The organism is Achromobacter sp. 1011791174, from assembly GCF_059760925.1.
In genome coordinates this window covers 1-25,602 of record NZ_JCBANH010000094.1, presented here as the reverse complement: position 1 = coordinate 25,602, position 25,602 = coordinate 1, and the positions used below count along the sequence as shown (strand labels likewise).

The following is a 25,602-nucleotide window of genomic DNA, read 5'->3' as shown; positions in this document are numbered from 1 at the left end:
CAATCCATCAACGCCGCATCCTCCCCCGCCGGCGCCAGCAGCTGCACCCCGATCGGCATCCCCTCCCCATCAAACCCCGCCGGCAGCGAAATCGCCGCAGCGCCCAGAAAGTTCGCCGGGCGCAGCAGCTTGCCCAGGCCGGCGTGGCGCAGGTCGGCGGCGTCCAGCGGTTGGGCGGCCTGGTCGCAGGCGGGCATGAGCAGGGCGTCGTGGCCCTGCATGGCGCGGGCGTAGGCGGCCATGTCGGCGTCGCGGCGTTGCAGGGCGGCCTCGTAGTCGGCTTGGCGGATGCGGCCGCCGGCCGCGATGCGCGAGCGCACCACGGTCCAGAGTGGTTGGGCGGGGTCTTCGGCCAGCGCGCCGTAGTAGCGGTAGGCCTCGTAGGCCAGTACCAGCGAGTTGTCCTCGGCCATGCGGTCGAAGGACAGGCCGGGCGGGGGCGTCCAGGTTTGGGGCGTGTGGCCGGCGGCGGCCAGCTGGTCCAGCGTGTGGCGCCACAGCGCGAGGCTGGCCTCGCCCAGCGCGGCGGGCCAGGCCTCGGGCGCCAGCACGGCCAGCGGGCCGGGGGCGCGCGTTTCGGGATGGCGCAGCGCGGTCACGCAGCCCGGGGGCAGCGCCAGCGTGGCGGCGTCGTCGACGTCGGGGCCGGACAGCAGCACGGCCAGCGCGCGCGCGTCGGCGACATTGCGGGCGATGGGGCCGAGCACGTCCAGCGTGTCCGACAGCGGCAGGCTGCCGGCGCGGCTGATCAGGCCGGTCGACGGCTTGTAGCCGACCAGGCCGTTCAGCGCCGCCGGCGCGCGCACGGAGCCGCCGGTATCGCCGCCCAGCGCGATCGGCGCCAGCCCCGCGGCCACGGCCACGGCCGCGCCGCTGGACGAGCCGCCCGGCGCGCGGGCCTGAGCGGCGTCCCAGGGGTTGCGTGCGGTGCCTTGCGTGCCGTTCTGGCCGGACAGCCCGAATGCGAATTCGGTCATGCGCGTTTTGCCCAGGATCACCATGCCGTGCGCGGCCAGGGCGCGCAGCGCCTGGGCGGTGCCTGCGCTGATCTGGCCGGCGCGCGCCTGCGAGCCCAGCGTGGCTTCGGTGCCTTCCCATTGCACGCTGTCCTTCACTGCCACCGGCACGCCGTGCAGCGGACCCAGCACGATGCCCGCAGCCTGCAGCCGGTCGGCGGCGTCCGCCTGCGCCAGCGCGCGCTCGGCCGTGACCACGCTGTAGGCGTTGAGCGCGCCGGCGCGCTCGATGCGGTCCAGGAAATGCGTGGCGGCCTGGCGCGACGTCAGCGTTCCCTGACGGATGGCGCGGCCGATGCCGAGGGCGTCTTGGAAGTGCAGGGCGGTAGCGGGTGCGGACATGGGGCTTCCTGAAAATGAAACGGCTTTCCGGACCTGGCGGTGCCGGAAAGCGCGGGGACGCGCCGCGCGGAGGGCGGCGTCGGGCGGGCCTTAGCGGAGCTTCTGGCCGACCGTCTCGGGCATGCGGATGAAGGTGATCAGCGTGATCACGGCGCCGGCCAGCACGTAGTAGAAGAACCAGCGTTCCATGCCCTGGCTTTGCAGCCAGGTCAGCAGGTAGGGCGTGGTGCCGCCCAGCAGCGCCACGACCAGGTTGTAGGGCGTGCCGATGCCGACGGCGCGCACGCTGGTGGGGAACTGCTCGGACATGATGGCCGGCGCGATGGACGTGTACATGGCGTACAGCACCAGACCGAACAGTTCCACCGCCAGGATCGAGCCGAAGGACGGGCCCAGCGTGGTCATCAGCGGGTAGAAGAAGATCAGGTAGCCGGCGGCGAACACGATCAGCTGCGGCTTGCGGCCGATGCGGTCCGACAGCGCGCCGAACAGCGGCTGCACCAGCATGAAGACGATCAGCGCGACGGTGTTGGCGGCGAAGGCGGTCTTCGGATCGGCGTGCACCTGGCGGATGGCGTAGGTGGGCACGTAGGCCACGAAGATGTAGAACGCGAAGGTCGTCAGGATGGAGAAGCCGACGATGCGCAGCACTTCCACCGGATGCTCGCGCAGCAGGGTGCGCAGCGGCTGCTTTTCCACGCCGGCCTTCTTGCTGTGCGAGAAGGCTTCGGTCTCCGGGATGGAGCGGCGGATCCACAGGCCGGCCAGGCCGCCCAGCGCGCCCAGCAGGAACGGAATGCGCCAGCCCCAGGCGGCCATCTCGGGCTTGGTCAGAGTGGACGTCAGCGCCCAGCCCACGGCGGACGCGGCCAGGATGCCGACGGCGGCGCTGAAGAACACGAAGCTGGAATAGAAACCACGGCGGTTGGACGGCGCCATTTCCGCCAGGAAGGTCGTGGCCGAGGCATACTCTCCGCCCAGCGACAGGCCTTGCAGCAGGCGCGCGGCGGTCAGCAGCAGCGGGGCGGCCAGGCCGATGGTGGCGTAGGTGGGAGTGACGGCGATGATCAGCGAGCCGCCGGCCATCATCAGGATGGTCAGGCCCAGCGCGGCCTTGCGGCCGTAGCGGTCGGAGAAAATGCCCAGCAGCCAGCCGCCCACCGGGCGCATGAAGAAGCCGACCGCGAAGATGCCGAACGAGGCCAGCAGCGCGGTGGTCTCGTTGCCTTCGGGGAAGAACTGGCTGGAGAAGAAGATGGCGAAGGATGCGTAGATGGTCCAGTCGAACCATTCGACGGCATTGCCTACACTACCGGCCAGGATGGTGCGGGCGCGCGACACGGGCGCGGCGGCGGCCCCCTGCTTGGCGTGCAGGGTCGTGGAGGGGCTGCTCATGAAGTCCTCAATCAGGTGTTTATTTTTGGTCAAAAAGACCGTCTAATTTTTATAATTTGGTAATTTCCGCCACGTTAGATTAATGAATATGGTCACGTCAAGTAAGGGTAAGCCCCTAATGCCAACACTCGATGACACCGATCTGGCCTGCCTGGTGGCCCTGCAGGCCGAACCCCGCGCGTCCTGGCGCGAGCTGGGGGCGGCCACGGGCATCGCCGAGCGCACGGTGGCCCGGCGCCTGAAGCGCCTGATGGACGCGGACGCGCTGCGCGTCATCGCCGAGCCCGACCCGCTGGTCACCGGTCGCGGCGTGGTGCTGCATGCCTGGGTGCGTTGCCGTTCCGGGCGGGTGCCGGACGTGGCCGAAAGGCTGGCGGCGCTGGACAGCTGCCAGCTGGCCGTGACGCTGGCCGGCTCGGCCGACCTGATGGCCGAGCTGACGCTGGCCGACGAGGCCGACATGCCGGACTTGGTGACGCGGGTGCTGCCTTCCATCGACGGCGTCGAGCATGTCGAGGCGCGGCTGGTGCTGCGGCCCTTCCGCCGCGCGGGCCAGTGGCGCATCCTGGCCGAGGCTGGCGCCGCGCTCGAGCCTGCGCCGTCCAATCCGCCCGCCGCGCTCACGGAGTCCGAGCAGCGCCTGGCCGGCCATCTGATGCGCGACGGCCGCGCCAGCCTGGCCGAGCTGGCCGAGCAGGTCGGCGTCAGCGAGCCCACCGCCCACCGCATGCTGCAAAACCTGGTGGACCGGCGCGCGTTGAGCTTCCGCGTGGAAGTCGAGCCGTCGCTGGTGGGCTTTCCGGTGGAGGCGGTGATTTCCGTGCAGGTGCGGCCGCAGGCGGTCAATGCGCTGGCCGCGCACCTGGCGCGCGATCCGAACACGCGCTGCCTGTTCGGCACCAGCGGCGCATCGCAGCTGTTCTGGCATGTGCTGTGCCGCGACAGCCCGCAGCTCTGGGACGTGGTGACGCGCCGGCTGGGCGAACTGGAAGGCGTGCTCAACAGCGACGTGGCCGTGGTGATGCGCGCGCACAAGCGCTGCGGCATCGTGCGCGCCGGCCCGCTGCTGGGCGCCGAGGGCTGAAGACGCGGCGCAGGGCCGGGATGAGGCGGACGTCCGGTCCGCGAGGCCGGCGGGCGTCTTCCCGGGGGGGCAAACGACACAGGACGATCCATGAGCGATAGCGATTTCTTCGACCTTCCGATCCGCCTGCACGCCGTCAATGGCGTGCGCATCGCTGCCCGCGTCGGCGGCGACGGGCCGCCGCTGTTGCTCTTGCACGGCCATCCCCAGACCAGCGCCATCTGGCATCGCCTGTGGCCGGCTCTGACGCGGTATCGCACCTGCGTGGCCGCCGACCTGCGCGGCTATGGCGACAGCGACAAGCCGCCGGCCGCGCCCGGCCACGCCGCGCATTCCAAGCGCGTCATGGCCCAGGACATGGCGGTGCTGATGCGCGCGCTGGGGCACGAACGCTACGAGGTGCTGGCGCATGACCGTGGCGCGCGCGTCGCGCACCGGCTGGGGCTGGATCATCCGACGGCCGTCACGCGCCTGATGCTGCTGGACATCGCGCCCACGCTGGATATGTACGAGCACACCACCCGCGCCTTCGCGCAGGCGTACTTCCACTGGTTCTGGCTGATCCAGCCCGCGCCCATGCCGGAGACCATGATCGAGCGCGATCCTGTGTTCTACCTGCGCTCGGTCATGGGCGGGCGGCCCGGCGGGCTGGCGCATTTCTCCGCGCCGGCCATGGCCGAGTACGAGCGCGTCGCGCGCCTGCCCGGCTGGGCCACGGGCATCTGCGAGGACTACCGCGCTTCCGCCACCGTGGATCTGGAGCATGACCGCCAGGGCCGAGCCGCCGGCGAGCGCCTGCGCATGCCGGTGCGCGCGCTGTGGGGCGAGCGCGGCGCGGTGGGCCGGAACTTCGATGTGCTGGCCCTGTGGCGCGCCATCGCCGACCAGGTCGACGGCGGGCCGTTGCCGGGCGCGCATTATCTGGCCGAGGAAATCCCCGACGCGGTGCTGCGCGAGGCGGGCGCGTTTTTTGGATGGGCTTGAGGCGGGCAGGCGCCACCGGCGCGTGCCCAGCCCATCCGTCCGTCTAGCCCTGTGACGCGCCAGGCGGCCTGCGCACGGCGGCCGGGTGCATCGCGACGGGGTGCGTGAGCGTTTCCGGTTGCAGGATCTCGTCGAGCTGGGCCTTGGACAGCAGGCCCCGGCTCAGCACGATGTCATAGACGCTGCCGCCGCTCAGGTGCGCCTCCTGCGCCACGGAGGTGGCATTGGCGTAGCCGATGTACGGGTTCAGCGCCGTCACGATGCCGATGGAGTTCTCGACCGATGCGCGCAGGCGGTCCGCGTTGGCGGTAATCCCTTTCACGCAGCGTTCGGCCAGGGTCAGGCAGCCGTTGCGCAGATGGCCGACGCTTTTGAAGATGCTGTGCGCGATGATGGGCTCGAAGGCATTGAGCTGCAACTGTCCGGCCTCGGCGGCGAAGCTGACGGTGACATCGTTGCCGATGACCTCGAAGGCGATCTGGTTGACCACTTCCGGGATGACCGGATTCACCTTGCCGGGCATGATGCTGGAGCCGGCCTGCATGGCCGGCAGGTTGATCTCCCCCAGGCCGGCGCGCGGGCCGCTGGACAGCAGCCGCAGGTCGTTGCAGGTCTTCGACAGTTTCACCGCCACCCGCTTGAGCACGCCGGACAGCTGCACGAACGCGCCGCAGTCCTGGGTGGCCTCGATCAGGTTGGGGGCCGTCTGCAGCGGAATGCCGGTGATCTTGCGCAGGTGCATCAGCACCAGCGGCGCATAGTCGGGATGCGCCGTGATGCCGGTGCCGATCGCCGTGGCGCCCATGTTGATCTCGCAGATCAGCATCACCGCTTCGCGCAGTCGCGCCTGGTCCTCGCCCAGCATCACGGCATAGGTGCTGAATTCCTGGCCCAGCGTCATCGGCACCGCGTCCTGCAGCTGGGTGCGGCCCATTTTCAGCACGTCCTTGAAGGCCTCGGCCTTGGCCTCGAACGCCTCGCGCAGGATGTCCATGGCGTCGATCAGTCCGTGGACGCCGAACCAGGTCGCGATCTTGAGCGCGGACGGGTAGACGTCGTTGGTGCTCTGGCCGATGTTCACATGCTCGTTCGGGTGCAGGACATGGTAGTCGCCCCGGTTCTGGCCCAGCAGCTCCAGCGCCCGGTTGGCGATGACCTCGTTGGCGTTCATGTTGGTGGACGTGCCCGCGCCGCCCTGGATCACGTCGACCACGAACTGATCATGCAGCCGGCCCTTGATCAGTTCGTTGCAGGCTTCGATGATGGCGTCGCAGCGCCGTTCGTCCAGCAGGCCAAGCTCGCAATTGCTCAGCGCCGCCGCCTGCTTGATATAGGCCAGCGCCCGGATCAGCTCAGGATAGGTCGATATCGGGATGCCGGTGATCGGAAAGTTCTCCTGCGCACGCAAGGTGTGCACGCCGTAGTAGGCGCAGGCGGGGACCGCGCGGTCCCCCAGCAGGTCATGCTCGTCGCGGAATGCCGGGTCGCTCATCATGATGGTCCTCGTTGCGGGACGTCGGTCCCGCTGTGGCGGGTGCGTTATTGTGATTTGATGGCCATGGTTTCGATCAGGGTCGGCAGCTGCGCGCTCATGGGCAGATCCAGGCTGGCGCCGGTGGGCAGCTTGCGCAGGAACCAGCGGCGGTACTGGCGCTCGATCTCGCCATCCTCGGCCAGCACCTGGAAGCTGTCCTTGACGAGCTGGGCGAGCTGCGGATCGTCCTTGCGGAACATGATGGCGTAGGGGTCGTAGGACAGGTAGTCGCCCACCACCACCATTTCGGCGCCGCCGCCCGCCTTGCCGTGCTGCGCCAGCAGGCCGTACAGCAGCACATCGTCGGTGGCGAAGGCGTCGGCCTCGCCGCGGGTCACGCGCGCGTAGCCGTCGGCGTGCGTGTTCACGACCTGCAGCCGCATGCCGAGCTTGAACTTCTGGTCCAGGTCGCGCAGCGCCTTCTCGTTGGTGGTGCCGGCCGTCACCGCGACCGTCCTGCCCGCCAGATCGCGGAACGAGCTGATCGGCGATCCCCACTTGACCATCACCTTGGTGCCGGCCACGAAGATGACCGGGGAAAAGGCCACGCGCTTCTGCCGCTCGACATTGCTGGTGGTGGACCCGCACTCCAGGTCGACGCGGCCCGTGACCACCGCGTCGATGCGGGAGTCGGCGGTGACCGGCACCCATTGGATGTCGACGGTTCTTTCGATGGCGTCCTCGATGGACGACACCAGCGCCTTGCACAGCTCGATGGAGTAGCCCACGGGCTGCTTGCGGGCGTTGAGGAAGGAGAACGGAATCGCGTCTTCGCGGTAGCCCAGCGCAACGCTGCCCGTGCTGCGGGCCTTGGCCAGCGTGCCGGTCAGGGTCGTGAACGTGATGCGCGCGGCGTCGGGCAGGGACGATGCGCCGCTTTCCTGCGCGCCGGCGGGGCCGGTCAGCAGGGCGCCCGCCGCGCAGAAGGCCAGCAACGGTTTCCAGACAGTTCGGGAGGCCATGACGGTTTCCTTGGAACGGGACTCAGGCTTGCGCGGGGCGCGCCTGACTGGTCTTGAGTTCTTCATCCATCCGCGCCGCATTGGCGTCGGCCTCGGCTTCCGGCAGCAGCTCGCCCTCCCATTTGGCCACCACGGCGGTGGCGATGGAGTTGCCCACGGCATTGGTGGCGGAACGGCCCATGTCGAGGAAGGTGTCCACGCCCAGGATCAGCAGCAGGCCGGCCTCGGGAATGTCGAACTGGTTCAGCGTGGCGGCGATCACGACCAGCGAGGCGCGCGGCACCCCGGCCATGCCCTTGGAGGTCAGCATCAGGATCAGCAGCATCGTGATCTGCGTGCCCAGGGAAAGATGGATGTCGTAGGCCTGCGCGATGAACAGCGTCGCGAAGGTGCAGTACATCATCGAGCCGTCCAGATTGAAGGAATAGCCCATCGGCATCACGAAGCTGGAGATCTTGCGCTTGACGCCGAAGCGATCGAGCGCGTCCAGGATCTTCGGGTAGGCGGCTTCGGAGCTGGCGGTGGCGAAGGACAGCATGAAGGCTTCCTTGATCAGCACCAGCAGCTTGAGCACGCGCGGCCCGAGGAACAGGAAACCCGCCAGGATCAGCAGGCCCCACAGCATGAACAGGCTGGTGTAGAAGTCGCCCATGAAGGCGGCGAACTTCAGCAGGATGCCCAGGCCGTTGACCGCCACGGTGGCCGCCATGGCCGCCATCACCGCCAGCGGCGCCAGCTTCATCACGTAGCCGGTGATCTTGAGCATCACGTGCGCCAGTTCGTCGACCGCGGCCACCAGCGTCTTGCCCTTCTCGCCCAGCGCGGCCAGCGCCACGCCGAAGAACATGGAGAACACCACGATCTGCAGGATCTCGTTGTTGGCCATGGCCTCGGCGAAGGACTTGGGCACCAGATGGCTGACGAAATCCTTGAGCGTGAACTTGGACGTCGCCAGGTTGGTCGCCGAGCCGATGTCGGGCAGCGGCAGTCCGAGGTTGTGGCCCGGCTGCAGCCAGTTGGCCATGATCAGGCCCAGCACCAGCGAGAACAGCGAGGCGATCACGAACCAGCCCAGCGCCTTGGCGAACACGCGCCCGACCGAGGCGGCGTCGCCCATGTGGGCGATGCCCACCACCAGCGTGGAGAAGACCAGGGGGCCGATCAGCATCTTGATCAGGCGCAGGAAGACATCCGACATGATCGAGATGTAGCCGGCGACCTGCGTGGCCGCCTTCTTGTCGGGGAAGTTGACGAAGATCATGTAGCCGATCACGATGCCTATCACCATCGCGACCAGGATCCAGGCGGCGGGGGGAATCTTCTTCTTGTTCATGTTGTGTCTCCATGATCCACGCATCGCTTTGATGCGCGGGAAAGGGCGTTGCGCGGGGTCTCTGCGGAAATGTCGCGGTCTACTGCGACGGAGCGCGGTAGAGGATGTCGTGGTGGCCTTCCTCGAATGTGCGCAGCGATTGCGCCCAGACCGCGCCCGGCCAATGCAGGTCGATGCGGCCGGACAGCGGGCGGTACACGGCCGTGTACAGCGTGCCGTAGCCGCGCGCCCAGGCGTTCTGGTACAGCGGGTCGGCCAGCAGTGTCTCGGTCAGCGTCTGCGCGCTCGCGCGGTTGTCGAGCTGCCGCTCCATGGCCTCCAGCCGTTCGTAGGCGCGGGTGGCGCGCGCGTGCTCGGGCCACTCGATGACGCGCTGATAGTTGGTGACCGCCTTGCGCCGCGTGACTTCCACGGGGCGGTCCGGGCCGACGAAGACGGTGGCCCAATCCGCCGCCTTGTCCAGCAGCGTGACGCTATAGCTCATGTGCACCGGCACGCGCTGCAGGATGGCGATGGCCTGGGCGGTGTTGCGCGCGGTTTCCAGCACGTAGCGCAGCACCAGCGGGATGCCGAAGCCGATGCCCGCGACGGTGCGCCCGCCGAACGACAGGGACGCGGCCAGGCCGTCCTCGTTGACGCCGTCCAGCGCGCCCCACAGGCAGTCGCCCATCGCCGCCACGCGCCGCCCGGTCCAGCGCGTGGCCAGCCAGTTTCCCTCCAGCAGCGCCGGTGCGAAGTCGTAGTTGCGCAGCAGCGCGGGCTCGTCGCGGCCTTGCGGGTCGATCCATACGGTTTGCGAGCAGCCGGCGATATAGGCGGGCGGGCACCACAGCGACAGGAAGCGGGCCTCCACATCGCCGCCGCCGGCCAGTTCGGCGAGCTGTTCCCAGACCGGCACCAGTTCGGGCATGTGTTCGCGCAGGGCGCGCCGGCATTCCAGGTAGGTCGGACGCCCGACCACGCCGCCGCGCAGGAACCACGAGCGGTAGGCGGGCCAGGAGCGCTCGAACAGCGCGTGCCATTTTTCTCCGGGCTGGTCCTGCGCGATGGCCTGGAAGCGGATGCTGATGGGCGGCATGGCGGCGTCTCCCCTACAGGATCTTGAACGAACCGGGCGCCGGCGCCGCGTCGTGCTGCGTCGTCATGACCGGCTTGCCCGCGTAGTAGTTCTTGATGCCTCGGATCCAGTCGCGCGCGCGGATGTTGAGCTTGAAGTTGTCGTCCATCGAGCGTCCGCGCGTGATCAGGATGCCCAGGTCGGCGCCCTCGTAGCGGTAGTCGCCCGGCCCGGTGATGCGCATGAAGAAGGCCTCGCGCTCGGTGTCGATGGCGCGGCGCTCATAGTCGAAGCGCTGGTAGGCGACGCTGCCGTCCTCGGCCATGCGGTAGATGCCGGTGGCCGGCGCGTGCGTCACCTGGTCGACCTTTTCATCGGTGAACTTCATCACCACCTGGGACCAGGAATCGATGAAGCGCGGCTGCGCCCAGCGCTCGTTGATTTCCTTGACGTTCAGATCGAACGGCACGCCCGAGAACTCCAGCAGGTGGAACAGGAACAGCGGCGCGTCGGCATAGGCGAAGGCGGCGTGGTTGGTCATCGGGCTGGCGCCGCAGATGCGCGGGTTCAGTTCACCCAGGTAGACCTCGCCGCTGTCGGTGTCGATCAGGAAGTCCAGGTCGAAGTAGCCGCGATAGCCCTCGGCCAGCAGCTGGTTGCCGAAGCGCTCGGCCATGTCGCGCGCCTTGGCGCGGACCTCTTCGGAGAACGCGCCGGGGAAGACCTCGTTGCCGCACCAGCCGCCCTTGTAGGGTGTCAGCTCGCGCGCGCCCACCACCTCGGTCAGCAGCGGTCCGACCAGCGTGCCGGACTGCGTTGCGCAGGCCTCCAGCGTGGCGCCGCGACAATTTATGCGCTTCATGATCTTGACCTCGGGGTCGTTGACGATTTCGTCCTTGTGCTTGTTGAAATCGTCTTCCGACGCGATGAAGAAGGTGGTGTGGCCCGAGTCGCCGAACGCCGATTGCACCACCAGGTCGCGTCCCAGCCCGTTGCGCTCGGCGATCTGCATCAGGTGCGCGTAGCTGTCCACTTTCTCCAGCGCGTTCGGCACCGAATGCACGCCCGCCTTGTTGCCGATGCGCACCGTTTCCATCTTGTTGTCGCAGCGGGTGCGCAGCGCCGCCGGCGGGAACCAGACCTCCATGCCCAGTTCCTTGGCCAGCGCCTCGGTCTTCTCGTCGAACATCAGGAACGTGGCCACCGGCTTGCCGCCGCGACGCTCGATCATGTCGATCACGTCCTTGTGCTGCAGCAGGTAGTTGTTGATGTCCTCGATGGATTCGAATTCCGCATGCGGCGATTCCTGCGGCACGAACACATTCGGATGGCGTCCGTCGAAGCAGTCGATGTAGTTGATGTAGCGGAAGCGGTTGACCCAGCGATCCATGCCCAGCAGGTTGAAGTTGGTGGCGCTGATGAAGTAGATGGGCCGCTCGTTGCGGTGGAACATCAGCTGCAGATCCGAAATGCTGGTGACTTTGTTGCTCATTTCTTGCTCCTGGAGGCGGGCTTCTTGGCGGCGGGGGACGCCGTGGCGGCAAGCGCCGGTTCGGTCTGCGCGGGCGGGTCGCCGGCCTGCGACTGGGCGGCGCGTCCGGCCAGCGCCAGGGCCGCGCGTGCGGCGGTGGCCTGCGCGGCCAGGTCCAGCGCGGCCTGGCTGAAGATGCGGAAGCCCAGCTCGGGCCGGAAGCCGTGGATCTCGCGCACATCCAGCGCGGCCATGAACTGCAGGATCTCGGCGCTGATGACCTGGCCGGGCACCAGGATGGGAAAGCCGGGCGGGTAGGGGATCACGAACAGCGCCGACACCAGCTCGCGGCCGGCGGCGATGGCCTGGCCGGCCTCGACCATGCCGATGTACTCGCAATTGGCGTCCTCGTAGGACAGGAAGAAGGCGCTGCGGATATCGCCATCGCGCGTCTCGGCGCGTCCTTCCACGCCGCTTCCAGGTTGTCCCAGCCGGTCTCGTCGTTGTAGTAGTTGTCGACGCCGGACTCGCGGTAGGGCGCGGGCACCATGTCCGACACCCGCAGGAAGCGGAAATAGCGCTTGAGCAGGGGGTGATGCAGCACCTGCTCGCGCAGGCTCATCGCCAGTTCGAGCTGGCGCTGGATCAGCTCGTAGCCTTCCAGTTCCACCTGCCTGCGGCCCACGTCCAGCGAGGCCAGGATCTGGTAGTTGGGCGAGGTCGAGGTGTGGGTCATGTAGGCTTCGTGGAAGGACTCCTCGACCTTGTCCTTGAAGTCCTGGTCCCACACATGGATCATCGAGCCCTGGCGCAGCGCGGTCAGCGTCTTGTGGGTGGAGTGCGTGGCGTACACGCGCACCCGCGCCCGGGCGGGGTCGGGCAGCAGCCGGGCGTTGAGCAGCTGTTCGTCGTCGTTCCAGTCGATGCCGGCGGCGAAGGTGGCATGGCGGCGGGCGTAGGCCGGATCCTTGAAGGTCTCGGCCAGCCGGGCGGCGCTGGCCATGCCGGTGCGCTGGCGGTAGATCGGATGGCAGCGGGCGAAGGCGAACCAGGCCTCGTCCCACAGGAACACAAGGTCGGGCTTGATCGCCAGGCATTCGAGCATGACGCGCTCGACGTCGTAGACGATGCCGTCGAAGGTGCAGTTGGTCAGCAGCACCATGCGCACGCGGTCCAGCGTGCCGGCGCGGCGAAAGCTCAGCAGCGTTTCCTTGATGTGGCGCAGCGGCACCGCGCCGTACATCGAGAATTCATCCAGCGGATAGGAGTCCAGGTAGGCCACCTGCGCGCCGGCCAGCACCAGGCCGTAGTGGTGCGACTTGTGGCAGTTCCGGTCCACCAGCACGATGTCGTCGGGCTTGACCAGCGCCTGCACCACGATCTTGTTGCAGGTGGACGTGCCGTTGGTGGCGAAGTAGGTGCGGCGCGCGCCGAAGGCGCGGGCGGCGTATTCCTGGGCCAGCTTCAGCGGCCCCACCGGATCCAGCAGCGAATCCAGGCCGCCGGAGGTGGCGGACGTTTCGGCCATGAACAGGTTCATGCCGTAGAACTGCGCCATGTCGCCGATCCAGTTGCTGTTCATGATCGCCTTGCCGCGCGCCAGCGGCAGCGCATGGAACACGCCGGTGGGCTGCTTGGCGTAGTCGCGCAGGGCGTTGAAGAAGGGCGTGCGGTGGCGCTCGCCCACGCCCTTCATGATCGAGCTGTACAGCTCGATGTGGTCTTCCTCGCCGAAGAAGATGCGTTTGAAGACTTCGCCGACCTGCGCCGCGATGGCCTCGACGTTGACGTCGGTGACTAGGTACAGGTCCAGTTCGGGCCGGATCTGCGCGATCTGGCGGCCCAGCAGCGGGCCGCGCTCGAACTCGGGCATGTCCTCGACCTTGCCGTCCATGCCGTCCAGGAAGCGGCGCAGCATGTGGTTGTGGTTGACCGAGTGGAATGGGAAGCCGTGGCGGATTACCACCGCCTGCAGGTTGAAGTTGACCAGCGTCGCGATCAACGCGTCCTCGAACGTGGGCACGACCACCACGTCGAAGATGAAGTCGTCGTCGGCGCTGCGCTTGCGCTGCACGCGCCGCCGCAGCGCGTCCTCCTCGCTGGCCGACATCTCGTCGACGATCAGCACTTCGAAGTACGGCCGGGCCAGCTGGGCCTGGCGCTCGCTGTCGGTCTCGATCTGCGAGGGCAGCTCGTGGTCGCTGTCCAGGGTGTTGGCGTCGTGGCGGTAGGTGCGCGCGGCCAGCACGCGGTGGATGCGGCGCGCGGCCTGGTGCGCGCGCGCCAGCTCCTCGCGCTCGATCCAGTGGCACAGCTCGCCGAACACCCGGCCGCCAGGGAAGGCCCAGTAGCTTTCGATCGGCGTCAGCGATTCAACGATCCTGTGCACGTGCGCCAGGCGGCGCGCGCGTTCCGGATCGTCCGGCGGCAGGATGGCCAGGCGGCTCAGGTCGTCGACCAGGTTGATCCAGCCGTCGGCGCGCATTTCCCAGACGCTGCGGTAGCGGCTCAGCGACGTGCCGTTCTTGATGGGGGGGGTCGGCATGCTTGTCTCCTTGCTTTTTTCGTCGCCAGCGCCGATCTCAGTCGGGCTTGGTCAGCGGTCCCAACGTATTCAGATACGGAAAGTCCGGACTCTCGCGCCGGTAGACCTTGAAGTCGCAATCGCGGTCGCGGAAGCTCTTGAGCGGCTGGCCCAGGTTGCGCAAGCCGAGTTCGCGCTCGCGTCGCACGCGCTCGAAGTCCACGCTGATCGGCACGATCTCGGCGCCGCCGTCGGCCTGGTGCAACACATAGCCGGAGGGATCACAGACGATGGAACGGCCCACGCCGCCGTCGCCCACGCCATTGATGTCGAAGAAATAGACCTGGTTCTGCGCGGCCGATGCGCGGGCGATGGCCAGCTCGACATCGCGATCGATGGTGTCCGTCATCGTCGGATGCAGGATCACTTCCGCGCCCATCGCGGCCAGGGTGCGCGTGGTCTCGGGGAACCACATGTCGTAGCAGATCGAGACGCCGAAGCGGCCCGCGCCGGGCACGTCGAAAACGCAGAACTCCGTGCCGCCGGCCACATCGCGTTCATACGGACGGAACGGGAACAGCTTGCGAAAGCGCGCGACGATCTCGCCTTGGGGATTGATCACCGGCATGGTGTTGTAGACCACGGATCCATCCGGGCCATCCACGCGTTCGAACAGCGAGCCCGGGATCAGCCACAGCCCGGTTTCGCGCGCCAGTTCGGTCAGCCGGGTCTCGGTGGGGCCGGGCAGCGGCTCGGCGTTGTGGTGCCGGGGACCCAGGGGCGCCAGCTCGGAGAAGAGCACCATCCGAACCCAGGGAAAGCGGCCGCGGATGTGGCGCAGGTAATTGCCCATGCGTTCGACGTTGTTCTCGAAGGCCGAGACGTTCATCTGCACGCCGGCGATGCCGAAGTTGCCATGCATGGCGCCGTTCATTGTGGATCCTTCCTTTCTACTGATGACTGCTGGCCGGGACATGAGTCGAGTCCCGGAAACGGCTTGTTCGCGAGCAGTCTATGGCTTGGGTGGTTCGTGAAGAAGGTCCAAGAATCGAATTGTTGAAGAACCAATTCCCTGGCGTTGAGAACGCGTTGGCGGCTGCCGGGAAGGCGCGCATTGCCGCGCTGTGCCGTTCAATTTTTCAAGCCATTTTTTCGATGCGAGTTCACTTTCACACCGCGTTGCGCGGCGTAAGATCAAGGCGCTTCGCGATGTGGGCGGGGCCTGTCGGTCTCAACGCGCGCATGGCTGCGAAGCGCAGGGCGCGCACTTTTTCTTGGTGGTCCCCGGCGCGTGGCCCGAAGTGATGTGGTGTGTGATTGGTCCTTTGAACAGGCCGCAGGAATGATTGAAGCGGGAACCAATCCTGAGACGACGCACAAGGCGCCGCTGGCCGCGACCGGACTGCCGGACTTCGTGCTGCGCCAGTTCAAGCTCGGGCAGCCGTCGCATCAGCAGCTGTATGGCATCCTGCAGGCGGGCATCCGCGATGGCAGCCTGGCGGCCGGCCTGCGGCTGCCGCCCACGCGGATGCTGGCGCGCACGCTGGGCATCGCGCGCAATACGGTGGTCCACGTCTACGAACAACTGACCTTCGAAGGCTATGTGCAGGCGCGCGTGGGGCGCGGCACCTTCGTCGCCGACGTGTTTCCCCGGCCCGTCGTGGCGGCCGGCAAATTCCCGCTGGACCGCAACGCGCCGCTGTCGCGCCGGGGCGAGCGCACGGTGCGCGAGGCGCTGGCCGCGCGTTTGCAATGGGGCGCTTTCGCGCCCGGCGTGCCGGAGCTGCGCATGTTCCCGATCCAGACCTGGAACCGGCTGCAGGCGCGCGTGTGGCGCCGCGTCGAGCCGGAGCGGCTGAGCTACGCGACGGGACACGGCGATGCCGGACTGCGCGAGGCCATCGCGGACTATCTGCGAGGCACGCGCGGCATCGCCTGTACGCCGGCGCAGGTGGTGATCACCAGCGGCACGCAGCAGTCCTTGCACCTGGTGGCGCAGCTGCTGGCGGATCCGGGCGACCGGGTGTGGCTGGAGGACCCGGGTTATTGGGGCGCGCGCAGCGTCTTTCATGCCACCGGCCTGGAGAGCGTGGCGGTGGCGGTCGACGGCGAGGGCCTGGCGCCAAGCGCCGCGCAATGGGCCGAGCCGCCGAGGCTGGCGTTCGTGTCGCCGTCGCACCAATATCCCACCGGCGCGCACATGAGCCTGGCGCGCCGCCGCCAGTTGCTGGACTACGCGGCGCAGCACGGGGTCTGGGTGATCGAGGACGACTACGACAGCGAGTTCCGCTACGACGCGCATCCGCTGTCCGCCTTGCAGGCGCTGGACGAGTCCGGCCGGGTGATCTACCTGGGCACGTTTTCCAAGACGCTGTTTCCCGCGCTGCGGCTGGCCTACCTGGTCCTGCCGCCCGATCTGGTGGACGGCTTCGCGCGCGCGTTGCGCGAGCTGTTCCGCGAGGGGCAGACGATGCAGCAGGCGGTGCTGGCGCGCTTTCTGGCGGAAGGCCACTACGCGGCGCACATCCGGCGCATGCGCGGCGTCTACCGCGCGCGCCACGATGCGCTCATGGACGCCATCCGGCGCGAGTTCGGCGAGGCCGTGCCGGTGATCGGCGCCGAGGCCGGGCTGCACATGATCCTGGGCCTGCCGCGCACCGTCGACGACGTGGCGGTGATGGAGCGCGGCCTGTATGCCGGCGTGGCGACGCGGCCGCTGTCGATCTATCACCTCAATCCCGAGGCCGCGGCGCGCGGACTGCTGCTGGGCTACGGCTCGGTGCCCGAGGAGGAGATCGGCCCGCAGCTGAGCAGGCTGGCCGGCGCGGTCACGCCGTTTCTGTAGGCGCCGGCGGCGTATGGCAGGCGTCGGGCGCATTCCCGCCTGGTCGCGGGCAGGGTCTTGTAAAAAGGGACGGTCTGCCGGTGGTAATCTCGCGCCCATGAGTTTGAATTTCGCCGATCTGTCCGAATTGCCCGAGCCCGAAGACGCGCAACGCGCTTTCAAGGCCACGGATTCCCCCTGCGTGGCCGTCTGCTCGACGCTGTTCGACGACATCTGCCGGGGCTGCGGCCGCACGGCCATGGAAGTGGCCAACTGGGTTTTCATGACGGAAGAGGAAAAGCGCGCGGTCTGGATCCGCATCAAGGCCCAGGGCTACCCCCGGCGCAACAATTAAGGCCGCCGGCGCGGCCGGTCTTGGGCATGTCACATAGCGCGGGCTAAATCGCGCTTGTCGACCACTTCCGGCCTCATCATGCGCATCGTCCTGGTCACGGATGCCTGGCATCCGCAAGTCAACGGCGTCGTCCGCACCTGGACGACCATGCTGCGGATCCTCGCCGAATGGGGCCACGAAGTGACCGTGGTCAGCCCTGAAGGCAGCCGCACCATTCCCGCGCCTTCCGAGCCCGACCTGCGGTTATGCCTGCAGCCCGGCCGCCAGCTGCGCCGCGTGCTGGGCGACCGGGTGCCGGACGCGCTGCACATCGCCACCGAGGGGCCGCTGGGCCTGGCCGCGCGCAAGATGGCGCTGGCCCGAGGCTGGCGTTTCACCACCTCGTTCCACACCATGTTCCCCGACTACCTGCAGGCGCGCATGGGCATTCCGGCGGCCTTGCCGTGGCGCTACCTGCGCTGGTTCCACCGGCCCTCGCAGCGCGTGCTGGTGCCCACGCCCACGGTGCGCGACGTCCTGGTCCAGCGCGGCCTGGGCAATTTGCAGATCTGGTCGCGCGGGGTGGACCCCGTCAAGTTCCAGCCGGGCGCGAGCCAGGTGTTCAAGGATCTGCCCCGTCCGGTGTTCCTCAGCGTGGGCCGGGTCGCGCGGGAAAAGAACCTGGACGCCTTCCTGTCGCTGGACCTGCCGGGTAGCAAGGTGGTGGTGGGCGGCGGCCCGGACGAGGCGCGCCTGAAGAAGAAGTTTCCCGACGCGGTGTTCCTGGGCATGCGCAACGACGATGAGCTGCCGGGCTATTACCAGGCCGCCGACGTGTTCGTGTTTCCCAGCCTGACCGACACTTTCGGCCTGGTGATGCTGGAGGCCATGGCCTGCGGCACGCCGGTGGCGGCGTTCCGCAGCGAGGCGCCGCTGGCCGTGGTGCAGCCGGGCGTGACGGGCTGCCTGGACGAGGACCTGGCGCACGCCTGCCGCGAGGCGCTGTCGCTGGACCGGCACGCCGTGCGGGCGCACGCGCTGACGCGCAGCTGGGACGCCATCGCGTCCGACCTGCTGGCGGCGCTGGCGCCGCTGACGCCGCAGGCCGAACCGGATCCGCCGCTGGTCCATGCGGGCTGATCCGCGCCGTTGGAAGAATAAGGGGTCGGATGCGTTCCGGCCTTGCGGCGCTTTCCCGCAAGGCGGCCAAACCGGTACAATGCCCGACGATCCTGAGGAGCGTTGCGACGATCCGGCTGTTCCCCTTGCGCGGAACACGGCTCGCCAGGCTCAGGAATCCCTGTTCATGCGTCCCGCATCCTTGCGCGGCGCTACAGCAACGGCGCTCACCTTTGTCGCATGTGGCGGGAAAGGCGAGCACACGACCGTCGTGGTGTTTCGCGTTGTCCGGCCCTGTGCGCGCCGTTCGATCTACACGTGGAGCTACACACCATGAACGCTGTGACTGACAAATCCTTCTCCGACTACATCGTCGCCGACCTGTCGCTGGCCGGCTGGGGCCGCCGCGAGCTGGCCATCGCCGAAACCGAAATGCCCGGCCTGATGGCCATCCGCGAGGAATTCGCCGCCAAGCAGCCGCTCAAGGGCGCCCGCATCGCCGGCAGCCTGCACATGACCATCCAGACCGGCGTGCTGATCGAGACGCTGGTGGCGCTGGGCGCCGAAGTGCGCTGGGCCTCGTGCAACATCTTCTCGACGCAGGACCACGCCGCCGCCGCCATCGCCGCGTCCGGCACGCCGGTCTTCGCAGTCAAGGGCGAGACGCTCGAAGAGTACTGGCAGTACACGCACAAGATCTTCGAATGGCCCAATGGCCAGAACGCCAACATGATCCTGGACGACGGCGGCGACGCCACCCTGATGCTGCACCTGGGCACCAAGGCTGAAAAGGACATCTCGGTGCTGGCCAACCCGGGCAGCGAAGAAGAGCGCATCCTGTTCGCCGCTATCAAGGAAACGCTCAAGCGTGATCCGAAGTGGTACTCGACCCGCCTGGCGCTGATCAAGGGCGTGACCGAGGAAACCACCACCGGCGTGCATCGCCTGTACCAGATGTCGCAGAAGGGTGAGCTGGCCTTCGCCGCCATCAACGTCAACGACTCGGTCACCAAGTCCAAGTTCGACAACCTGTACGGCTGCCGCGAATCGCTGGTCGACGGCATCAAGCGCGCCACCGACGTGATGGTGGCCGGCAAGATCGCCGTGGTCGCCGGCTACGGCGACGTGGGCAAGGGCTGCGCCCAGGCGCTGGTGGCGCTGCGTGCCCAGGTCTGGGTCACCGAAATCGACCCGATCTGCGCGCTGCAGGCCGCGATGGAAGGCTTCAAGGTCGTGACCATGGAAGAAGCCGCCGCTCATGGCGACATCTTCGTGACGGCCACCGGCAACTTCCACGTCATCACGCGCGAGCACATGAACGCCATGAAGGACCAGGCCATCGTGTGCAACATCGGCCACTTCGACAACGAGATCGATGTCGCCTCGCTGGCCGACTGCAAGTGGGAAGAGATCAAGCCCCAGGTCGACCACGTGATCTTCCCGGACGGCAAGCGCATCATCCTGCTGGCCCAGGGCCGCCTCGTGAACCTGGGCTGCGCCACCGGCCACCCCTCGTTCGTGATGTCCTCGTCCTTCGCCAACCAGACCATCGCGCAGATCGAGCTGTACACGCGCAATGAAGCCTACAAGTCGGGCGAAGTCTACGTGCTGCCCAAGCACCTGGACGAGAAGGTCGCGCGCCTGCACCTGAAGAAGCTGGGCGTGAACCTGACCACGCTGCGCAAGGACCAGGCCGACTACATCAGCGTGCCGGTCGAAGGTCCTTACAAGCCGAATCACTACCGCTACTGATGCTTGTAGCAAAATAGGGGGACGCCACGCCATGTCGGCGCGGCGTTTTCCGGTTCCAGGGCAAGGCGGCCGCAACCGGGCCGCCGGGTCCCGGAGCTTCAAGACTGGAGGTTGAGCATGTCCATGATTCTCGTCTGGATCCTGAACGCGGTGGCCCTGCTGGCGGTCGCCTACCTGCTGCCCGGCATCACGGTGGCCAGTTTCGGTTCGGCGCTGATCGCCGCGCTGGTGCTGGGCCTGGTGAACATGCTGGTCAAGCCGGTGCTGGTGCTGCTGACGCTGCCCATCACCATCGTCACGCTCGGCCTCTTTCTCATCGTGATCAACGCCTTGTTGTTCTGGTTCGTCGGCTCCGTGCTGAAGGGCTTCCAGGTCAACGGGTTCTGGTGGGCCGTGGGGGGAGCGATCCTCTACAGCATCATCTCCGGCCTGCTGACCAAGCTGATCCCGTAGAGGGGGAAGGCCCACCCCCGAAGCGCTGCGCGCTTCCCCCTCCAGGGGGCATGCCTGCGGACCGGCGGAGCCGGATCCGCGGCATCCCGATGGGGCCGCCCAGTGCGGCGCCCGTTACGTGGCTTCAGGTGGACGGCTCTTGTCCAGCGGTTTCCGGTGGATTGACACTTGTTTCAAGGGGCGCGGTCAGCGTCATGGATAACTGAAATGTCCGAATCGACTTCTCCTGCATTCAGCCTGGAGTTCTTTCCCCCCCGTGACCTGGCCGGCCAGGAACGGCTGGTGCGCGCGGCCAAGCAGATGCTGGCGATCCAGCCCAAGTACGTCAGCGTGACGTTCGGCGCGGGCGGCTCGACGCGCGCCGGCACCGCCGACGCGGTGCGCACGCTGCGCAACCTGGGTTGCGACGCGGCGCCGCACCTGTCCTGCGTGGGCGCGTCCCGCCAGGACCTGCGCGACATCCTGCAGGCCTACAAGAACGAAGGCGTGCGGCGCGTGGTCGCGCTGCGCGGCGACCTGCCGTCCGGCATGGGCGGCGACGCGGGCGAGCTGCGCTATGCCAACGAGCTGGTGTCCTTCATCCGCGAGGAAACCGGCGACTGGTTCCACATCGAAGTGGCGGCCTATCCCGAAATGCACCCGCAGGCCGCCAGTCCGTCGGCCGACCTGGCGCATTTCGTGGCCAAGGTGCGGGCCGGCGCCAACGCTGCCATCACGCAGTATTTCTTCAACGCCGACGCCTATTTCGACTTCGTCGACCGGGCCCAGGCCAAGGGCGTGAACGTGCCGATCGTGCCGGGCATCATGCCCATCACCAACCACTCGCAGCTGCTGCGCTTCTCGGAAATGTGCGGCGCCGAAGTGCCGCGCTGGATCCGTCTGCGCCTGGCCGAGTTCGGCGACGACAAGGCCTCGATCCGCGCCTTCGGCGTGGACGTGGTGACCGAGCTGTGCCAGACCCTGCTGGACAACGGCGCGCCGGGCGTGCATTTCTATACGCTCAACCACGCCGAGGCGCCGATGGCGATCTGGCGCGAGTTGTCGCGTTGATCGTTCGGGCAAGCGATACATGAAGAAAGCCGGCGCATGCCGGCTTTTTTCATGGCATTTCGCAAGCGGGCCAGGCTCAGCAGGGCGGCCAGCGTTGGCGCCAGAAACACGAAAGCCCGCAGCAATTGCTTGCATACGGGCCTCGGATGGTGGGCACGTGAAATTCACATGCGTTGGCCGCAGTGTAGGACAGCCCGGAATTGCGTACAAGCGAACATGCGCAGTCTCTAGTTCAACTGATCCGACCCCGGCCCCTCGGCCAGCACCTGCGGCGCCGGGTAGCTTTCCTGCGGCACGTCCATGGGGTCGACCCGCTTGGGCTGGTGCACGCGGCTGGCGGGCACCAGGGAGTCGGGCGACTCGGGGTTGGTCCACAGCGGGTCGGGGATTTCGGCGAAGACCTGGCGCAGGCGTTCGCCCCAGGTGCCGCGGATCATGCGGAAGTATTCGTTGTGCTCGTCGATGCTGGCGAAGTGCGTGACGCGCAGCGTGCCGGTGTCGTAGACCAGCAGGTCCAGTGGCAGGCCGACCGAGATGTTCGAGCGCAGCGTGGAATCCATGGAGATCAGCGCGCACTTGGCGGCCTCGTCCAGCGGCGTATCGGGTTGCAGCACGCGGTCCAGGATGGGCTTGCCGTACTTGGCCTCGCCGATCTGGAAGTACGGGCATTCCTCGCCAGCCTCGATGAAGTTGCCGGCGGCGTAGATCTGGAACAGCCGGCAGCGTTCGGCGCCGATCTGGCCCCCGAAAATCAGGCTGACGTTGAAGTCCACGCCCTGCTCGCGCAGCGCGTCGGCCTCGCGGCGGTAGACCTCGCGCACGGCGTTGCCGATGCGGCGCGCGGCCTCGAACATATCGGGCGCGTTCCACAGCGTTTCGCCGCCTTCCTGCTGCTGGCGGGCCAGGCCGTCCAGCACGGCCTGGCTGACGGCCAGGTTGCCGGCGGTCATCAGGACCATCACGCGTTCGCCGGGGCGTTCGAAGACGGTCATCTTGCGGTAGACGCTGATCTGGTCCACCCCCGCATTGGTGCGGGAGTCGGACAGGAAAACCAGGCCGGCGTTCAGGCGGGCGGCGACGCAGTAGGTCATGATCGGAGCAGGGGAAAAGCCACGCCGCATTGTAGTGCGGCGCGGCCCGCGTGCACGGCGGGGGTCATTGCTGCGCCGCGGTCTGCACCTGCACGGTGACTTTCATGGATTCCTCGCCGCCGCCATTGCGCACGCCGCGCACCGGCGAGGCCGAGTCGTAGTCGCGCGCCACGGCCAGCCGGCAATGGCATTCCGAGGCGAACTGGCGGTTGGTGATGTCCACGCTGGTCCAGCCCGCGCCCGGCAGCCAGATGTCGGCCCAGGCGTGGCTGGCGGCGTGCTCGGCGGTGGTGTACAGATACCCGCTGACGTAGCGCGCGGGCACGCCCAGGCCGCGCGCGCAGGCCAGGAACAGGTGGGCGTGGTCCTGGCAGACGCCGTGGCCCATGGCCAGCACCTGGTTGGCCGCGGTGGTCACGTCGGTCATGCCGGGCTCATACGCTACGCGGTCGCAGATGGCGCGCGCCAGCGCCAGCGCGTCGTCGGGCGTGTTCAGGCCGTCGGGCAGCGCGTGGCGGGTGAAGGCCAGGATGGTCTCGTCGGCCTGGGTCAGCGCCGTCTGCACGCAGTAGGCATGCACCGGCAGCCGGCTGTCCTCGCCGCCCAGCGCGCCGCGCGCGAGCGCGCCCACCACAACCTGTCCGACCACGCGCAGCTCGATGTCGGTGTGCGGGCGGTTCAGCGTCAGGGTATGGGTGATGTTGCCGTAGGCGTCCACTTGTCGCTCCAGCGCGCCGGGCGCCTCGATATGCCAGCGCAGCACGCGCTGGTGCTCGTCGTCGCGCGGCGTGAGGCGCAGCGTCTGGATGCTGTAGGTCACCGGCGCGGTGTAGCGGTAATGGGTCACGTGGGTGATGATCTGTTTCATGCTGCGCTCCTACGCCGACAAGGGCACCAGGAAGTCCTGGCTGATGCGGTTGCCGAGATCGTTGATGCGGTCCAGGAAGTGCTCCAGGTACTGGTGCAACCCGCTGGCCAGGATGTCCTCGACGCGCCCGTATTGCAGTTCCGCGCGCAGCATGCCGGTGCGGCGCTGCGTTTCCGCCGAGCGCTGGTTGGCCACGCGCGCCAGGTCGTCGGACAGCGAGTGGATCGCGGCCAGCAGCGAGCGCGGCATGTCCGGCCGAAGGATCAGCAGCTCGGCCACGCGATCGGGCGTGATCACGTCGCGGTAGACCTTGCGGTAGATCTCCAGGCCCGACACCGAGCTGAGCAGCGCCGACCAGCGGTAGAACTCGCTTTGCGCGGCCGTCGGCGGCGCGGCGGCGTCGTTGCGCGCCTCGCCGGCGTGGCCGTTGCCGCCGCGTTCGTGGAACTTCACGTCCAGCATGCGCGCGGTGTTGTCGGCGCGTTCCAGGTGCATGCCGATGCGCATGAAATACAGCGCTTCGTCTTCCAGCATGGTGCCGATGGTGACGCCGCGCGCCAGGTGCGAGCGGAACTTCATCCATTCGAAGAACTCGCCCGGATTGCGTTCCAGCAGGCCGGTGTGCAGGTGCTTCTGCAGTTCCAGCCAGGTGGTGTTGTAGGTTTCCCAGACCTCGGTGGTCAGGCTGCCGCGCACGGCGCGCGCGTTCTCGCGGGCGGCGTGCACGCAGGAATAGATGGACGAGGGATTGTCGGCGTCGCGCACCATGAAGTGCAGCACGTCGTGCGGCGAGATGGCGGCGTGCCGGGCGCGGTACAGGCCCTGCAGCTCGGAGATGCGCAGCACGGCCAGCCACGAGCCCTCGCGCGCCTGCGCGTCCTGCGGCAGCAGCGACATCTGCAGGTTCACGTCCAGCATGCGGGCCGTGTTCTCGGCGCGCTCGGTGTAGCGGCACATCCAGAACAGGTTGTCGGCGGTTCGGCTCAGCATGGTTCAGTCCTCCAGTACCCACGTATCCTTGGTGCCGCCGCCCTGGCTGCTGTTGACCACCAGCGAGCCTTCGGTCAGCGCCACGCGGCACAGTCCGCCTGGCACCGTGCGGATGTCCTTGCCGCACAGCACGTAGGGGCGCAGGTCGACGTGGCGCGGCGCCACGCCGGACTCGACGTAGGTGGGCACGGTGGACAGCGCCAGCGTCGGCTGGGCGATGTAATTGGCGGGGTTGGCGCGCACGCGGTCCTTGAAGGCCTCGACCTCGGCGCGCGTGGCCGACGGCCCGACCAGCATGCCGTAGCCGCCCGCGCCATGCACCTCCTTGACCACCAGCTCGTGCATGCGGTCCAGCACGTGCGACAGCTCGTCGGGCCGCGCGCAGCGCCAGGTGGGCACGTTCGACAGGATCGGTTCCTGGCCCAGGTAGAAGCGGATCATGTCCGGCACGTACAGGTAGGTGGACTTGTCGTCGGCGATGCCGGTGCCGATGGCGTTGGCCAGCGTGACGCGGCCGGCGCGGTAGACCGACAGCAGGCCCGGCACGCCCAGCGCTGAATCAGCGCGGAACGACAGCGGGTCCAGGAAATCGTCGTCCAGCCGGCGGTAGATCACGTCCACCTTGCGCGGGCCCTGCGTGGTGCGCATGTAGACCGTGTTCTGTTCGACGAACAGATCCTGGCCCTCGACCAGCTCCACGCCCATCTGCTGCGCCAGGAAGGCGTGCTCGAAATAGGCCGAGTTGTACATGCCCGGCGTCAGCACGACCACGGTGGGCGCGTCGCCGCCGTGCGGCGCGACCTCGCGCAGATTGTCCAGCAGCAGGTCGGGGTAATGCGCTACGGGTTCGACCTTGATGCGGCCAAAGGCGTCGGGCATCAGCCGCATCGACATCTTGCGGTTCTCCAGCATGTAGGACACGCCCGAGGGCACGCGCAGGTTGTCTTCCAGCACGTAGAACTCGCCCGCGCCGGCGCGCACGATGTCGACGCCGGCGATATGGCAGTAGATATCCTCGGCCACGTCCACGTCCTGCATCTCGGGCCGGTATTGCGCGTTCAGGAAGACCTGCTCGGCCGGCACCACCCCGGCGCGCACGATGTCGTGGCCGTGGTAGATGTCGTGGATGAACATGTTCAGCGCGCGCACGCGCTGTTTCAGGCCGGCGTCGAGCCGGCGCCATTCGTCGGCGGGGATGACGCGGGGGATCAGGTCGAACGGAATCAGCCGTTCGGTGCCGGCGGCGTCGCCGGCCACCGAGAAGGTGATGCCGACGCGGCGAAAGCTCAGGTCCGCTTCCAGCCGGCGCACGGCCATGGACTCGGCCGACTGCTCGCCGTGCCAGCGTTCGAACGCTTCGTAGTGGGAGCGTATGCCGCCAGCGCTGTCGCGCATTTCGTCATAGGCGGGGGGGCGGGC

General features: G+C 67.9%; 22 protein-coding genes and 1 riboswitch. Of the genes, 8 read left to right on the top strand and 14 right to left on the bottom strand.

The window, feature by feature from the left end; genetic code table 11:
• Both AC6LJ5_RS24685 and AC6LJ5_RS24680 read right to left on the bottom strand, forming a co-directional pair.
• Positions 1-1,358 (bottom strand): amidase (locus AC6LJ5_RS24685; protein ID WP_498141869.1); only part of this gene is annotated, 1,358 nt, incomplete at its 3' end.
• Positions 1,359-1,448: 90 nt separating this feature from the next.
• The gene (locus AC6LJ5_RS24680; protein WP_103271581.1) at positions 1,449-2,753 is read right to left on the bottom strand and encodes an MFS transporter; all 1,305 of its coding nucleotides are present in this window, start codon (positions 2,751-2,753) and stop codon (positions 1,449-1,451) included.
• Between the two features lie 82 nt (positions 2,754-2,835).
• Here AC6LJ5_RS24680 and AC6LJ5_RS24675 point away from each other — a divergent pair, with 82 nt between their 5' ends.
• Entirely contained in the window at positions 2,836-3,837 is a 1,002-nt protein-coding gene (locus tag AC6LJ5_RS24675) for an Lrp/AsnC family transcriptional regulator (RefSeq protein ID WP_498141868.1), read from the top strand.
• A 90-nt stretch (positions 3,838-3,927) separates the two neighbouring features.
• The gene (locus tag AC6LJ5_RS24670) at positions 3,928-4,821 is read left to right on the top strand and encodes an alpha/beta fold hydrolase (RefSeq protein WP_498141867.1); all 894 of its coding nucleotides are present in this window, start codon (positions 3,928-3,930) and stop codon (positions 4,819-4,821) included.
• A 43-nt stretch (positions 4,822-4,864) separates the two neighbouring features.
• Here AC6LJ5_RS24670 and aspA read toward each other — a convergent pair whose 3' ends face one another.
• From aspA to AC6LJ5_RS24630, 8 genes are all read right to left on the bottom strand, one after another.
• Positions 4,865-6,313 carry an aspartate ammonia-lyase gene (gene aspA / locus AC6LJ5_RS24665; RefSeq protein ID WP_498141872.1) on the bottom strand — a complete coding sequence of 483 codons (1,449 nt, stop codon included), beginning with the start codon at positions 6,311-6,313 and terminating at the stop codon, positions 4,865-4,867.
• 47 nt (positions 6,314-6,360) lie between these two features.
• The gene (locus AC6LJ5_RS24660) at positions 6,361-7,317 is read right to left on the bottom strand and encodes an amino acid ABC transporter substrate-binding protein (protein WP_498141866.1); all 957 of its coding nucleotides are present in this window, start codon (positions 7,315-7,317) and stop codon (positions 6,361-6,363) included.
• A gap of 22 nt (positions 7,318-7,339) precedes the next feature.
• Positions 7,340-8,650: a dicarboxylate/amino acid:cation symporter gene (locus AC6LJ5_RS24655; RefSeq protein WP_103271576.1), complete on the bottom strand. Its 1,311-nt coding sequence runs from the start codon at positions 8,648-8,650 to the stop codon at positions 7,340-7,342.
• Between the two features lie 79 nt (positions 8,651-8,729).
• Positions 8,730-9,728, bottom strand: coding sequence for a C45 family autoproteolytic acyltransferase/hydrolase (locus tag AC6LJ5_RS24650; RefSeq protein WP_392412150.1), 999 nt, complete (start codon positions 9,726-9,728; stop codon positions 8,730-8,732).
• Between the two features lie 13 nt (positions 9,729-9,741).
• A complete protein-coding gene (locus AC6LJ5_RS24645; RefSeq protein ID WP_498141865.1) occupies positions 9,742-11,199 on the bottom strand; it encodes a biotin carboxylase in 1,458 nt (485 codons plus the stop codon).
• Entirely contained in the window at positions 11,196-11,561 is a 366-nt protein-coding gene (locus AC6LJ5_RS24640; protein WP_498141864.1) for an Orn/Lys/Arg family decarboxylase, read from the bottom strand. The genes AC6LJ5_RS24645 and AC6LJ5_RS24640 overlap by 4 nt, the downstream gene beginning before the upstream one ends.
• Positions 11,501-13,723, bottom strand: a complete 2,223-nt coding sequence (locus tag AC6LJ5_RS24635) for a PLP-dependent aminotransferase family protein (RefSeq protein WP_498141863.1) — start codon at positions 13,721-13,723, stop codon at positions 11,501-11,503. Before AC6LJ5_RS24635 ends, AC6LJ5_RS24640 begins: the two co-directional genes overlap by 61 nt.
• Before the next feature lie 37 nt (positions 13,724-13,760).
• Positions 13,761-14,636 carry a carbon-nitrogen hydrolase family protein gene (locus tag AC6LJ5_RS24630; RefSeq protein WP_498141862.1) on the bottom strand — a complete coding sequence of 292 codons (876 nt, stop codon included), beginning with the start codon at positions 14,634-14,636 and terminating at the stop codon, positions 13,761-13,763.
• 453 nt (positions 14,637-15,089) lie between these two features.
• Between AC6LJ5_RS24630 and pdxR the strand changes: the two genes are divergently transcribed.
• From pdxR to metF, 6 genes are all read left to right on the top strand, one after another.
• A complete protein-coding gene (gene pdxR, locus AC6LJ5_RS24625) occupies positions 15,090-16,547 on the top strand; it encodes a MocR-like pyridoxine biosynthesis transcription factor PdxR (RefSeq protein ID WP_498141871.1) in 1,458 nt (485 codons plus the stop codon).
• A 97-nt stretch (positions 16,548-16,644) separates the two neighbouring features.
• Entirely contained in the window at positions 16,645-16,881 is a 237-nt protein-coding gene (locus AC6LJ5_RS24620) for a DUF1289 domain-containing protein (RefSeq protein WP_103271572.1), read from the top strand.
• A 78-nt stretch (positions 16,882-16,959) separates the two neighbouring features.
• Positions 16,960-18,000 (top strand): glycosyltransferase family 4 protein, encoded by a 1,041-nt coding sequence (locus AC6LJ5_RS24615; RefSeq protein ID WP_498141870.1) that lies wholly within the window; start codon positions 16,960-16,962, stop codon positions 17,998-18,000.
• An 88-nt stretch (positions 18,001-18,088) separates the two neighbouring features.
• Positions 18,089-18,215, top strand: a riboswitch (S-adenosyl-L-homocysteine riboswitch).
• A 97-nt stretch (positions 18,216-18,312) separates the two neighbouring features.
• Positions 18,313-19,731, top strand: a complete 1,419-nt coding sequence (gene ahcY, locus AC6LJ5_RS24610; RefSeq protein ID WP_103271571.1) for an adenosylhomocysteinase — start codon at positions 18,313-18,315, stop codon at positions 19,729-19,731.
• A 117-nt stretch (positions 19,732-19,848) separates the two neighbouring features.
• On the top strand, positions 19,849-20,184 hold the full coding sequence (locus AC6LJ5_RS24605; protein ID WP_103271570.1) for a phage holin family protein: 336 nt from the start codon (positions 19,849-19,851) through the stop codon (positions 20,182-20,184).
• Positions 20,185-20,391: 207 nt separating this feature from the next.
• Entirely contained in the window at positions 20,392-21,234 is an 843-nt protein-coding gene (gene metF, locus AC6LJ5_RS24600) for a methylenetetrahydrofolate reductase [NAD(P)H] (RefSeq protein WP_103271569.1), read from the top strand.
• A 227-nt stretch (positions 21,235-21,461) separates the two neighbouring features.
• On the opposite strand, the gene AC6LJ5_RS24595 is transcribed toward metF, so the two are convergent.
• The 4 genes from AC6LJ5_RS24595 to AC6LJ5_RS24580 form a co-directional block, all read right to left on the bottom strand.
• Positions 21,462-22,325 (bottom strand): proteasome-type protease, encoded by an 864-nt coding sequence (locus AC6LJ5_RS24595; protein ID WP_392412158.1) that lies wholly within the window; start codon positions 22,323-22,325, stop codon positions 21,462-21,464.
• A 64-nt stretch (positions 22,326-22,389) separates the two neighbouring features.
• On the bottom strand, positions 22,390-23,193 hold the full coding sequence (locus AC6LJ5_RS24590; RefSeq protein ID WP_498141861.1) for a transglutaminase family protein: 804 nt from the start codon (positions 23,191-23,193) through the stop codon (positions 22,390-22,392).
• A gap of 9 nt (positions 23,194-23,202) precedes the next feature.
• A complete protein-coding gene (locus AC6LJ5_RS24585) occupies positions 23,203-24,183 on the bottom strand; it encodes an alpha-E domain-containing protein (protein WP_103271566.1) in 981 nt (326 codons plus the stop codon).
• 3 nt (positions 24,184-24,186) lie between these two features.
• A partial coding sequence (locus AC6LJ5_RS24580) for a circularly permuted type 2 ATP-grasp protein (protein WP_498141860.1) occupies positions 24,187-25,602 on the bottom strand: 1,416 nt, incomplete at its 5' end.